General features: G+C 58.6%; 13 protein-coding genes. 6 read left to right on the top strand and 7 right to left on the bottom strand.

Annotated features, from left to right (window positions below):
• Positions 1-101 precede the first annotated feature (101 nt).
• The 3 genes from QMX98_RS25860 to QMX98_RS25850 form a co-directional block, all read right to left on the bottom strand.
• Positions 102-590 carry an N-acetyltransferase gene (locus tag QMX98_RS25860; protein WP_282411570.1) on the bottom strand — a complete coding sequence of 163 codons (489 nt, stop codon included), beginning with the start codon at positions 588-590 and terminating at the stop codon, positions 102-104.
• Positions 591-903: 313 nt separating this feature from the next.
• Positions 904-1,392: a GyrI-like domain-containing protein gene (locus QMX98_RS25855; RefSeq protein ID WP_010457321.1), complete on the bottom strand. Its 489-nt coding sequence runs from the start codon at positions 1,390-1,392 to the stop codon at positions 904-906.
• 69 nt (positions 1,393-1,461) lie between these two features.
• Positions 1,462-2,124 (bottom strand): LysE family translocator, encoded by a 663-nt coding sequence (locus tag QMX98_RS25850; RefSeq protein WP_010457323.1) that lies wholly within the window; start codon positions 2,122-2,124, stop codon positions 1,462-1,464.
• Between the two features lie 138 nt (positions 2,125-2,262).
• Between QMX98_RS25850 and alaC the strand changes: the two genes are divergently transcribed.
• Positions 2,263-3,480 (top strand): alanine transaminase, encoded by a 1,218-nt coding sequence (alaC, locus tag QMX98_RS25845; RefSeq protein WP_102594217.1) that lies wholly within the window; start codon positions 2,263-2,265, stop codon positions 3,478-3,480.
• A 193-nt stretch (positions 3,481-3,673) separates the two neighbouring features.
• On the opposite strand, the gene QMX98_RS25840 is transcribed toward alaC, so the two are convergent.
• Together QMX98_RS25840 and QMX98_RS25835 are read right to left on the bottom strand one after the other, a co-directional pair.
• A complete protein-coding gene (locus tag QMX98_RS25840) occupies positions 3,674-5,026 on the bottom strand; it encodes a GntP family permease (protein ID WP_010457326.1) in 1,353 nt (450 codons plus the stop codon).
• An 82-nt stretch (positions 5,027-5,108) separates the two neighbouring features.
• Positions 5,109-5,642, bottom strand: coding sequence for a gluconokinase (locus QMX98_RS25835; RefSeq protein WP_010457327.1), 534 nt, complete (start codon positions 5,640-5,642; stop codon positions 5,109-5,111).
• Between the two features lie 215 nt (positions 5,643-5,857).
• Between QMX98_RS25835 and QMX98_RS25830 the strand changes: the two genes are divergently transcribed.
• Positions 5,858-6,889: a LacI family DNA-binding transcriptional regulator gene (locus QMX98_RS25830; RefSeq protein WP_010457329.1), complete on the top strand. Its 1,032-nt coding sequence runs from the start codon at positions 5,858-5,860 to the stop codon at positions 6,887-6,889.
• A gap of 104 nt (positions 6,890-6,993) precedes the next feature.
• On the opposite strand, the gene QMX98_RS25825 is transcribed toward QMX98_RS25830, so the two are convergent.
• On the bottom strand, positions 6,994-7,866 hold the full coding sequence (locus QMX98_RS25825) for a LysR family transcriptional regulator (protein ID WP_282411569.1): 873 nt from the start codon (positions 7,864-7,866) through the stop codon (positions 6,994-6,996).
• Positions 7,867-7,987: 121 nt separating this feature from the next.
• Here QMX98_RS25825 and QMX98_RS25820 point away from each other — a divergent pair, with 121 nt between their 5' ends.
• The 3 genes from QMX98_RS25820 to QMX98_RS25810 all read left to right on the top strand — a co-directional run bounded on the left by QMX98_RS25820 (position 7,988) and on the right by QMX98_RS25810 (position 9,826).
• Positions 7,988-8,419 carry a PACE efflux transporter gene (locus QMX98_RS25820; protein ID WP_010457335.1) on the top strand — a complete coding sequence of 144 codons (432 nt, stop codon included), beginning with the start codon at positions 7,988-7,990 and terminating at the stop codon, positions 8,417-8,419.
• Positions 8,420-8,476: 57 nt separating this feature from the next.
• A complete protein-coding gene (locus QMX98_RS25815; protein ID WP_010457337.1) occupies positions 8,477-9,109 on the top strand; it encodes a glutathione S-transferase in 633 nt (210 codons plus the stop codon).
• Between the two features lie 162 nt (positions 9,110-9,271).
• The gene (locus tag QMX98_RS25810) at positions 9,272-9,826 is read left to right on the top strand and encodes a hypothetical protein (RefSeq protein WP_282411571.1); all 555 of its coding nucleotides are present in this window, start codon (positions 9,272-9,274) and stop codon (positions 9,824-9,826) included.
• A gap of 72 nt (positions 9,827-9,898) precedes the next feature.
• Here the strand turns inward: QMX98_RS25810 and QMX98_RS25805 are convergent, their stop codons facing one another.
• Positions 9,899-11,218, bottom strand: coding sequence for a PAS domain-containing methyl-accepting chemotaxis protein (locus QMX98_RS25805; protein WP_200666858.1), 1,320 nt, complete (start codon positions 11,216-11,218; stop codon positions 9,899-9,901).
• An 824-nt stretch (positions 11,219-12,042) separates the two neighbouring features.
• On the opposite strand from QMX98_RS25805, the gene QMX98_RS25800 reads away from it, so the two are divergent.
• A partial coding sequence (locus QMX98_RS25800) for a GNAT family N-acetyltransferase (RefSeq protein ID WP_282411568.1) occupies positions 12,043-12,533 on the top strand: 491 nt, incomplete at its 3' end.

Raw genomic sequence — 12,533 nt, 5'->3', positions numbered from 1 at the left:
CGCGATGGCGGCATAACATTCAACAGAAGTGTCGACTGTCAGACCGCCATCGCGAGCAGGCTCACTCCCACAGGGGATCTTCGGTGCTTGATATACGTTGGTTACAGCGCCAGAACCATCTCATGCCACGCCATTCCGCCGTGGTCGGAGGCCGACGGCTTGATGTAGGCAAAGCCGAATCCGGCGTACAGCGGAATATGCCGTTCCTTGCACATCAGATGGATGTGGGTCTTGCCCATCGCCCGCATGCGCTCGATGAATTCGCCCATCAAACGCTTCGCCAGCCCCTGCCCCTGAAAATCCGGGTGCACCACCACCGACATGATCACGACGTGCGGCCCGGCCGGGTCGTGGCCAATCAGCTCCTTGAACGCTTCGTCTGACATTTCCACCTGAAACGCCGCACCGGAATTGATGAAACCGGCTACAACGCCGTCCACTTCGACCACGATAAAACCGTCGGGCCAGGTGGCAATGCGCGTGGCGATTTTTTCCCGGGTGGCGGCTTCGTCGCCTTCGTAGGCAACGGTTTCGATGGCGAAGCAGCGGTCCAGGTCGGCGGGAGTGACGTGGCGGATGACGGTGTTCATGGCAGCTCGGATTCAGCGTGGGAAAGGCTGGGGATCATAAATTAATAAGGTGTTCATATCGATCACTGCTGATGTCGTAAAGCCTTCGTATAGGTGCTTTCATTGCCGATCGGATCGGATTATTGGTGTTGCCTGTCTCTGATCATCGATAGGGGGAACACACCATGAGCAGCGTTCAGATCGGACTTCTCTTGCTGTTGGGCATCAGCACGTTTGGCTTTGTGACGTTGTCGATTGACGTGATGCGGTCGCGACGGATGAAGCGGAGCAAGTAACGATCAAGAGGCGGACGTGGGTCCGCCTCTTGATGCGGTCATTTGTCTTTTAGCGGCAGCCAGATTTCCAGCACGCCGGTGTTGAGCTTCGGGTTGAAGTCTTCGCTGTAGCGTTCGAACTCTGGCGCGTCCGCCGCCTGATGGCCGGACTGCGGCAGCCAGGTTTTCCAGATGTACTGAAAGGTCGCGGGCAACTGGTCCAGTGTGCCTTTGTGCTCGAACACCGCGTAATGCTGGGGTAGAACCTCGACCCAGCGGTACTTCTCGGGCAGGTCGTCGAGTTTGGCGATTTCGACGCCGGCGATGTACTCAAACCCGCCTTTGCCATCGGGATTGCAGCAAATACCGTAGGTCACTTCACCTTTTTGGCCGGGTATCTTGCCCATCTCGGGAATGAATTTTTCCCAGAGTTCGGGAATGCCTTGTGTGGTCTGCTGGGTAAATCGACCACCCAGCCCTGCAATGAGCAGAAAATGCCCATGTTCGAAGCGTGGCTCGGCCGGTTTCACGCCTGTTTGCTCATCCATGACTCAACTCCTTGCTGCAAAAAAAATGGGTTCGGCTGGGAGTATAGAAGCCAAACCCGATTCGCCTAATTACAGGGCGTGCAACTGCTCGACGGCGCCCGCACCAATGAACTCGTTATAACCCGATAGAATCACGTACACCGCGAAATAGCAGAAGATCGCCGCCGATGCCATGTAGGAGTAACGCAGCAGTTTGTCGCCCAGCAACTTGCCGCCGTGGCTCGCGGCGAAGCACAACGCGACGCACCAGAACACTCCGGCGCACAGAAAACCGCCGAGAAACAGCGCCGAACTGACGGCATCACCGCCACCGGAGCGCGCGATCAGCGTGCCACCCACGGCCGCAAACCAGAGAATGGCGCTGGGTGACGACATGGCCAGGAAAATCCCGCGGAAAAACTCCTTGCGGTGAGAGTTCTGCCCCACCTCGGCGGACTGCGCCAACACCGCTTCATGGTGAATCGCCGAATAGATCATCTTCGCCGCGAAATACACCAGCAACGCTGAACCGCCGATCCACAGCACCCAACGCACGGTTTCGTATTGCAGCAAAACGGTCATGCCCGCCAACGCCAGCACCGCGTAAATCAGGTCACCGACGCAAGTGCCCAAGCCCAGGGCAAAGCCTTGAAAATAGCCGCGCTGCATGGCCAGGGTGATCATCGCGATGTTGGCCACGCCGATATCCAGGCACAGCGAAAGGCTCAGCAGAAAGCCGCTGGTAAATTCCATCAACCGGGTTCCTTCGGACAAATTTGTTTACAGAGTCGCTGGACAGTGTGCCACAACAGCCCTTACATTCCGCCACAGGCCACCGCAGTGGCCAGCGTCGCTCGGACGGTTCCGGGCGCTCACGTTACCGAGGCAACAATGGCTAACCCAGGTTCGCCGCGCCGCTTTGCGCGCATAGATCGACTCCCCCCTTACGTATTCAACATCACTGCCGAGCTGAAGATGGCCGCCCGTCGTCGTGGCGAAGACATCATCGACTTCAGCATGGGCAACCCTGATGGCCCTACTCCGCCACACATCGTCGAAAAACTGGTCACCGTCGCCCAGCGCGAAGACACCCACGGCTACTCGACGTCCAAGGGTATCCCGCGTCTGCGCCGGGCCATTTCCAATTGGTACAAGGATCGCTACGAGGTCGATATCGACCCGGAAACCGAAGCCATTGTCACCATCGGCTCCAAGGAAGGCCTGGCGCATCTGATGCTGGCCACCCTCGACCAGGGCGACACCGTGCTGGTGCCGAACCCCAGTTATCCGATTCACATCTACGGTGCCGTGATTGCCGGCGCCCAGGTGCGTTCGGTGCCGCTGATCCCGGGCGTGGACTTCTTCGCTGAACTGGAAAGCGCGATTCGCGGCTCGATCCCGAAACCGAAAATGATGATTCTCGGCTTCCCGTCGAACCCCACCGCCCAATGCGTGGAACTGGATTTCTTCGAGCGGGTGATCGCCCTCGCCAAGCAGTATGACGTTTTGGTGGTGCACGACCTGGCTTACGCCGACATCGTCTATGACGGCTGGAAAGCCCCGTCGATCATGCAGGTGCCGGGCGCCAAGGACATCGCGGTGGAATTTTTCACCCTGTCCAAGAGCTACAACATGGCGGGCTGGCGCATCGGCTTCATGGTCGGCAACGCTGAACTGGTCAACGCCCTGGCGCGGATCAAGAGTTACCACGACTACGGCACCTTCACCCCGCTGCAGGTCGCGGCGATTGCGGCGCTGGAAGGCGATCAGCAGTGCGTCAAGGACATCGCCGAGCAGTATCGGCAGCGTCGCAACGTGCTGGTCAAAGGCCTGCACGAACTGGGCTGGATGGTCGAGAATCCGAAAGCGTCGATGTATGTCTGGGCCAAGATTCCCGAAGCCTATGCGCACTTGGGCTCGCTGGAGTTCGCCAAGAAATTGCTCGCCGAGGCCAAGGTCTGCGTCTCGCCAGGCGTCGGGTTTGGTGAGTATGGGGATGATCATGTGCGCTTTGCGCTGATCGAAAACCAGGACCGGATTCGTCAGGCCGTGCGCGGGATTCGCGGGATGTTTCGGGCGGATGGCCTGGCCCCGAAATCCGCCGGCTAACACTTAACCTGTAGGAGTGAGCCTGCTCGCGATGAGGCCATCACATCCAATTGAAGTGTCAACTGCCCCACCGCTATTGCGAGCAGGCTCACTCCTACAAGGGTGATGTGTTGAGCCATGAAATCATCACCCACAAAAAAACCGCATTGCTGCGGTTTTTTTGTGCCTGCGCCTTGCTTAAACAAAGAGCCGCTTAAACGAACATCGACAGCAACAGGATAAAGCCCAGCGCAACGATGGACAGGATGGTTTCCATCGCGGTCCAGGTCTTGAAGGTTTCCGCCACGGTCATGTTGAAATACTGCTTCACCAGCCAGAAACCCGCGTCGTTGACGTGAGACAGGATCAACGAACCGGCACCAGTGGCCAGCACCAACAGCTCACGGTTCACACCCGGAATCATCCCCACCACCGGCACCACGATGCCTGCGCCAGTAATGGTCGCCACGGTTGCAGAACCGGTTGCCACACGAATCACCGCCGCCACCAGCCAGGCCAGCAGGATCGGCGAGATCTGCGCTTCCACCGCCATGTGGCCGATCACGTCACCCACACCGCTGGTGACCAGCATCTGCTTGAAGCCACCACCGGCACCGATGATCAGAATGATCGCGGCGGTCGGCGCAAGGCTGGCATCCAGCCATTTGAGCATCTGGTTGGAGCCAATGCCCTGCTTGTAACCGAAGGTGTACAGCGACAGCAGCAACGCCAGCAGCAGGGCCGAGATAGGGTGACCGATCAGGTCCATGAAGGTGCGGAAGAAGTTACCGTCCGGCAGCACCACATCGGCAAAGGTTTTGAGCAACATCAGGAAAACCGGCGACAGCACGGTGATCAAGGTGATGGAGAAACTCGGGAGATCGGCAGAGTCGTTTTCACGTGCCAGTTGATCCACCAGTTCCTGGTTAGGATGGCCGGGGATGTATTTGGCGATGAACGTGCCGTAGATCGGACCGGCAATGATGGCCGTCGGCAGCGCAACGATCAGACCGTAAAGAATGGTTTTACCGATGTCAGCGCCAAACACGCCGATGGCCAGCAACGGACCCGGGTGCGGCGGAACGAGGCCGTGCACGGCGGACAGACCGGCCAGCAGCGGGATACCGATCTTGATGATCGACACGCCGGTACGTCGGGCGACGATGAACACCAGCGGGATCAGCAGCACGAAGCCGATTTCGAAGAACAGCGGAATGCCGACCAGGAACGCGGCGAACATCATCGCCCACTGCACCTTGTCCTTGCCGAACGCACGAATCAGAGTCTGGGCAATCTGATCCGCCCCGCCCGACTCGGCCATCATTTTGCCGAGCATCGTGCCCAGCGCGAGGATGATCCCGACAAAACCGAGCACCCCACCGAAGCCGTCCTGGAACGCCTTGATGATGGTGCCGATCGGCATGCCGGAGGTCAGCCCGAGAAAGGCTGCGGCGATGATCAGGGCAATGAAGGGGTGGAACTTGAACTTGGTGATCAGGACGATAAGCCCGATCACCGTGACCACTGCATCGAGCAGCAGGAACGTCTCGTGGGACATGCCAAACATTAGGGGTGTCTCCTGGTTGTTGTTGTTATTAAAGCGGGTAACTCGCACGCCATCAGGACAGCGCTATCTCTTCGGAAAAAACTCATACGGCCTGTTTCAGGCCATGGGCCTGCCACCAGACATGCGCTTGCTTCGCCAGTTGCTCGACGCTGTGGTTTGAAGCGTCCAGCGCCAGGGTCAAGGGCTCGCCAACGGGGGATTCAAGGGTGGCGAACTGACTGTCGATCAGGGTCGAAGGCATGAAGTGGCCCGGCCGGTGGGAGACACGATCAGCGGCGACTTCAGGGGTCAGCTCAAGGAACACGAAGCCCAGGCCCGGCAAGGCGCTGCGCAGACGTTCGCGGTAACTGTGTTTGAGGGCCGAGCAGGTCAGCACCGGGCGCTGGCCTTGAGCGTCGACGCGGCGCAATTCATCGCACAGGCTGTCGAGCCAGCCGGCACGGTCTTCGTCGTTCAGGGGGATGCCCGCGCTCATCTTTTCGATATTGGCGGCAGGGTGGAAAGTGTCGCCTTCAATGGCGGTCGCGCCGCTGAGTTGGCACAAGGCCTCGCTGACGCAAGTCTTGCCGCAACCGGCAACGCCCATGATGACCAGGGCGGTGATGGAATGATTCATGTAACACCTCAGCGCGCAGACAGCGCTACCTTTGCCAGTTATGACGCTTGAGCAAAAGCAGAAGTTGCCGACGCCTTCTTGTCATTTTTGTGGGTTGCAGCATGTTCGTTCCCAATGCCAAAAAGCGGGGATCAGGCAAACCCCGCTCACGCATTTGCAGCTGCATCGAGACAGCGCTACCTTAGTGCCTCGAATTTTGTTTGGCAAGCCGTCCGATGATCTCCACTAAAAACGATAAGAATACGCGCACCACTGGCCGCCCTACCCTGAACGAAGTGGCACGCCTGGCCGGTGTCAGCCCGATCACCGCCTCCCGCGCCTTGCGCGGCGTCAGCACGGTGGCCACCGAACTGGTGGAAAAAGTGCAGAAAGCGGCCCTTGAACTCAACTACGTGGTTAACCCTGCCGCCCGCGCCTTAGCCTCGGCCCAGAGCCATTCGGTGGTGGTTTTGGTGCCTTCGCTGTCCAACCTGCTGTTCATCGATACGCTGGAAGCCATTCATCAGGTTTTGCGTCCCAAGGGCTTCGAAGTGCTCATCGGCAACTTCCATTATTCGCGCGATGAAGAAGAAAACCTGCTGCGCAATTACATGGCGTATCAGCCTCGCGGTTTGCTGCTGACCGGTTTCGACCGCACCGAAAGTTCGCGACGGATGATCGAGGCGAGCAACATTCCGTGCGTGTACATGATGGAACTGGACAGCGCCGCCGGGCTCAATTGCGTGGGTTTCTCGCAACTCGCGGCGGGTGAAACGGCGGCGCACCATTTGCTGTCACGTGGGCGCAAGCGCCTGGCCTACATCGGCGCGCAGCTGGATCAACGCACCTTGCTGCGCGGCGAAGGTTTCCGCAAAGCCCTGCAAAAGGCCGGTTTGTATGACCCGGACCTGGAAGTGCTGACGCCGCGCGCCTCCTCCGTCGGCCTGGGGGGCGAACTGTTCCTGCAACTGCTCGCCAATCATCCTGATGTCGATGCCATTTTCTTCGGCAACGACGACCTGGCCCAGGGCGCCCTGCTTGAAGCGATGCGTTGCGGGATCAAAATCCCCGAACAAGTGGCGATCCTCGGTTTCAACGACCTGCCCGCCTCGGCGCACATGGTCCCGCGCCTGAGCAGCATCAGCACCCCGCGCGAGGCGATTGGCCGACGTTCGGCGGAGTTGATGTTGACCTTGCTGGCGGGCAACACCGTGGCGAAACCGGTGCAGGACATGGGGTTTGAGTTGAAGGTGCGCGAAAGTACCTGACCCAGGTTGGCACGAGCCTACTCGCGATGGCGGTGGGTCAGTCACCATCAATGTTGACCGTCAGGTCCTCATCGCGAGCAGGCTCACTCCCACAAGGGATTGCCTCAGCGACCCATCAGTTCGACGAACGCCATCGCGCCTTTCTGCAATGGCTGGCTCTTGAGCCATACCGCGTGCACCGGCAGCACCAGACCGTTCTCGATGTTGCGGAAACTCAGGCGCTTGAGTCTTCCGGCATCGAGCAACGGTTGGACCACCGACAACGGAAAATTGCCCCAGCCCAACCCGGCTTCGACCATTTCCAGCGCCATGGCGAGGGTGTCGGTGCGCCAATAGGATTCGCCCACCAAAGGCCGGGTTTCGCTGATCGGCAGGTCGCGACTGGCAACGATGATTTGCCGCACGTGAACCAGATCCTCCAGAAACAAATCCTCGCCCTGAAACAGCGGATTGTCCGCTGCAAGCGTCGCGATCACGCGCTCGGTGCCGACGAACTGGAATCGCTCCAGTACGTTCATGCTCAACCCCGCGAAGGCCAGGCAAACGCTGACGCGACCGCTGTGGAGCATCGCCAGCACATCGTCCTGGGGCGCGCTGAGCAGTTCTATCTCCAGGAGCGGATGACGCTGGGCGATGACCTTGATCGCGGCCAGCAAATGGCGCTTGTCGAGGTCCGCCACGACGCCAATGGACAACTTGCTTTCCAGCCCCAGCGACAGCTCGATCGCATGCACCTGCAGCTGCTTGAGCTGTTCGGCGATCAACCGCGCGTGCGGCACCAACGCACTGGCCATCGCCGTCGGCACCGGTTCGCGATGGCTGCGATCGAACAGCGGATATCCGAGCTCGGCCTCCAGGTTGGCAATGCCCATGCTCACCGCCGACGGCACTTTGCCCAGCGCACGCGCCGCCGCCGAAAACGAACCGCGCTCGATCACGGCCAGGAACAACTCGATGCTGTCGCTGTTGAAACTCATTCCTCGTCCTATCAATAAAACTGAAAGCTGCTGACTTTTTCTGTCAGTACTATTGAAGCTATCTTTCGTCGCCTTCGCCAGTGCTGCTGGCTTCAAGTTCGCGAGAAAGAGGCAAAACTCCATGCAAGGCGTTAAACGCAAACTGGTCTACGTGTCGCTGTTCGAAGTCTTTGGCATGACCTTCTCGACGCTGGGCCTGGCATTGCTGTCCGGCACCTCGCCTGGCAGCACCGGGCCGTTGGCCGTCATCATCACCACCATCGCAGTGACCTGGAATTTCATCTACACCACAGTGTTCGAGCGCTGGGAACGTCGTCAGCCATCGCGCACCCGCACCGTTAAACGGCGCATCGCCCATGCCGTGGGATTTCAACTAACCTTGATAGTGTTTCTCATCCCGCTGATCGCCTGGTGGATGAACATCAGCCTGGTGCAGGCTTTCCTGCTGGACCTGGCGCTGATCATTTTCATCCCGTGCTACACCTTCGCGTTCAACTGGCTGTTTGATCGCACATTTGGTTTGCCAGCCTCGGCGTTGCCGGATCCGGTTTGAAAACCGCGCAATGTCTGTCAGATTCCTGAAGCGTCGAATCGCTAACGGAGTAGCTCAATGGAACATGCACTGAAGATTTTGGGTAAGGCGTCGTCCATCAATGTCAGAAAGGTCCTGTGGACCTGTGAAGAACTGGGCGTTGCCTACGAACGCGAGGATTGGGGTAGCGGTTATGCCTCAACCCACACACCGGAGTTTCTGCGGCTCAATCCCAACGCGCTGGTGCCGGTGATCATCGACGACGCTGGAGTGCTGTGGGAGTCCAACACCATCTGCCGTTATCTGGCCGGCAAACACCAGAACACCGATCTGCTCCCCCACGAACCGGCCGCGCGCGCTCGGGTCGAGCAATGGATGGATTGGCAAGCCACTGAACTCAATGCCTCATGGAGCTATGCGTTCACGGCATTGGTGCGCAAAGATCCGGAGTTCCAGGACCCGCATCACATTGCTGCCGGTGTACGTGGCTGGAACCAGAAGATGGGCATCCTCGAACACCAGCTCGCGGCGACCAAAGCTTACGTCGCCGGGCCACGCTTCACCCTCGCCGACATTGTCATCGGACTGTCCGTCAACCGCTGGCTGATGACCCCGATGGAGCGGCCCGATTACCCGGCCATCGACGAGTACTTTCAGCGACTGGCACAACGTCCGGGGTTCCTCAAGTTCGGCTGCAATGGCCTGCCTTGATGCCCTGCCTTGTTTGCCGCCAAGCGGCAAAGACTAACCGCAGAACCCACGTCTCCCCCTCGGCCAGCACTCACTAACTGCTTGATTTATAGTGGTTTTTGCTTATAGGCATACTATTTGCTCAAAGCACCGCACCACAACTACCTGCAAGGTCTATTCATCATGTTGGTCAGTGCCAAACAACAAACGTTAATGATCCCGCTCTCCAAGAAGCCCGGCGATGATCCTGCGGCTAAAGCCGCTGCCGGCCTTCAGGGGGCGATGCTGCAAACGTTGCAAAGCAACGTTCAGGCGCAAACCGCGCAGGTGCAGACTTCCGCCACCCGGGACGCCACCCGGCAAGTCAGCGAGGCGAGCAAAATCAGCGAAAACGTTGATGAAGCGTTCGCCAAAACCCGCGTGCAATTGCAAGCGCTCGAGTCTTTCCAACTGCCGGCCGATGTTAAAGACAGGGTCACGGACAGCGCCGCCATGAGCGACTTCAAGGACTACATGAGCAAAACGCCGGAGCAGCGCCTGCGCGACAGCATTCTGCAAGAGATGGGGCTGACTGAAGAAGAAGTACAAGCCATGCCACCGGAGAAACAACAGGCAATCGCCAAAGAGATCGCCGAGCGCACGGAGGACAAGGTCAAACTGGCGCAGGTCGAGAAAGAAAACGCCAACAGTGAGAAAGGCAGTAGCCAGGTGGTCGACAAGTTCCTCGCTTCGCTTTAACGGCAGGGAGAACCCTGCACTTCATGCAGCAACCGGCACAGCCGGCTGCTACAAGAGACGCGACGCGATCAGTCAGTTCAACTGCAACGTTTCGTTGAACTGACTGATCGCATCCACCACATGCCGCGACCCTTGCTGAATCTCCAGGATCACCTCCCCCGCCTCGTTCGCCAGTTCCACCCCAAGTCCGGTTCGGCTCAAGCTCGACTGCATGCTGGTCACCGCGCTCAACGACAGGTCATGGTTCTTGCGCACCACGTCGACGATCTCCAGCGTCGCCTGACTCGTGCGTGCCGCGAGGCTGCGTACTTCATCGGCGACCACCGCAAAACCCCGCCCATGCTCGCCGGCCCGGGCCGCTTCGATGGCTGCATTGAGCGCCAACAAGTTGGTCTGGTCGGCAATGCCGCGAATCGTCTGCACGATGGTGCCGATGATGTCGGACTGTTTGCTGACGGCATCAATACTGAGCGCGGCTTCGTTCAAATCCCGGGAAATGTCCTGGATGATCTGCACCGTTTGCTGCACCACCTGAGAACCTTTCTGTGCACAGGCGTCGTTTTGCACCGACGTGCTGTGCGCCGACTCCGCAGCGGTTTGCAACGTGGCGATTTGCCGGGTGATGTCGCTGGCAAACTTCACCACTTTGTAGAGCCGGCCCTTGGCGTCGAACAAAGGGTTGTAGGACGCTTCGAGGTACACGGTATGGCCGTGTTTATCTTTGCGTTCAAAACGATGGGAGTGATACTCGCCGCGATTGAGTGATGCCCAGAACGCTTTGTAAGCCGAGGACTCGGCTTCGGCGCGGTGGCAAAACAGGCTGTGGTGTTTCCCCACCACTTCGTTGAGCGAGTAATGCATCGTCTTCAGAAAGTTATCGTTGGCCGTGATGACGTTGCCCTCGGGGGTGAACTCGATCACCGCCATGGAACGACCTATGGCGGCGAGCATGCTTTCTTCTTCGTGTTCCTTGTAAACCCTGGCGGAGATGTCAGTGGCAACTTTAATCACGCTTTTAACCTGACGGTCGGGACCGAACACCGGCATGTAACTGGCTTCGAGCCAGACCTCCTTGCCGCGCTTGTTCAAGCGCAAGAAGCTCCCGCCCACCGGTTCGCCACGGGCCAGGTCGCGCCACAACTTCGCGTAAGCCTCGCTGCGATAAAAAGCTTCCTCGCAAAAGATCCGATGATGTTTGCCGCGCACTTCGTCGGCGCTGTACCCCATGACACTGCAAAAGTTGTCGTTGGCATCCAGCACTATGCCGTCCGGCGTGAATTCGATCATCGCCATTGATCGACTGACCGCCGCCAACTTGGCGTTGGCTTCGCTCAACGCGCAGCTATAGCGCTCGATTTCCAGCAGGTCAGCCTTGTGATGTAGGTTAAACATGGTCGTATCACCTTCAGCGCGTTCTTTTGATTGATGAAAGGTCTTTGGTCTTTCAACGGATCCACCACAACGTTCTATGGAACAGGCACACGCGTTCCTCCACGGGAGGAAGTGTCAGGTGATCAATGATGTTCAATCGGAGTGTCCATGCAGCAACGCACTCATCAAGACATCCTTCTCTTGATAGCCCGGGACCGGGCCAGCCCTAACGGTTTCATAAGTAATTCCCTTTACCGGCCAGCTCCTTGTTACTCCCTGTCGGCGCCTTGGGTTGGGCACTCTTGCTGCGCCATCTTTCATATGGCGAGCGACATGGGTAGTTAGAAGTCAGCGTAGACAGTCGATAGAGGGGCGCAAGGCCACTAGTCGGCCAGTATTGAGGACAAAATCGGTTCAGCGAGGAAAATCAGGAATGCCTGTAGCGCTGCAGCGCATCAAACGAACTCGCAATGTCTGCCCGTGGGCGGCATCGAAGTAATGGGGCATGGCGTTGCTCAGATCGGGGACCCGTCCCCCTCTGTGCAATGGCGCAGGGAAATCTTGCAGATTATTGGGTTATTTCTTTAGGCATGCAGCAGGAGCCCGAAGACCGGGCTCCCTTGTGGCGAGATCAATGACCGAACACATCCACCTTCTTGGCCTTCTTGTCTGCGCGCTTTTCATCGGCGGTTTTCGCCGGTTTCTTCTTTGCCGCTTTTTTTGAATCCATGCCTTTGGCCATGATACGTACTCCACTCATACGGGATGTGAGATCAGGTATACACCTATCGCCGGCCGCGCGTTCTTTTATAATCACCCGCTTTGCGCACCGACAGATCGAACCTATGCCCGACACCCAGTACACCCTGCTCGCCGAGCCGTTATGGCCGTTGATGAACAAGTTTTATCGCGCCCACCAATCGTCGATGAAAGCGGTTCGCGACGCTCAGCTGTGGGTCGCCAGACGCGAGGAGATCATTGGCGCGCTGTGTTTGCGGTCGGTCTCGGGCGGGCATTGGTTGACGGGGTTGTTCGTCGATCCGGCCTGTCGCGAACAGGGCATCGCGGCGGCGTTGATCGCCGAAGCGGTGCGCGGTCTCGACCAACCGGTCTGGCTGTTCTGCCACCCGGACTTGCGGGGCTTTTATGAACGCCGAGGGTTTTCCTTCGATCCGCCAATGCCCTACGCCATGACCGAACGCCTGAGTCGTTACGCGCGCAGCAAACCGATGATTGCCATGGGCCTGGAACCGTCTGTGAGTTCGACATGTAGGAGCGAGCCTGCTCGCGAAGGCGGCGTGTCATTCGACTTCATCGGTGAATGCCCCGCCGCCTT

This window comes from Pseudomonas sp. PS02303 (assembly GCF_029959925.1).
GTDB classification, from domain to species: Bacteria; Pseudomonadota; Gammaproteobacteria; order Pseudomonadales; family Pseudomonadaceae; genus Aquipseudomonas; species Aquipseudomonas mandelii.
Note: the sequence above shows the minus strand (reverse complement) of the source record. Positions and strands in the feature narration are given on the sequence as shown.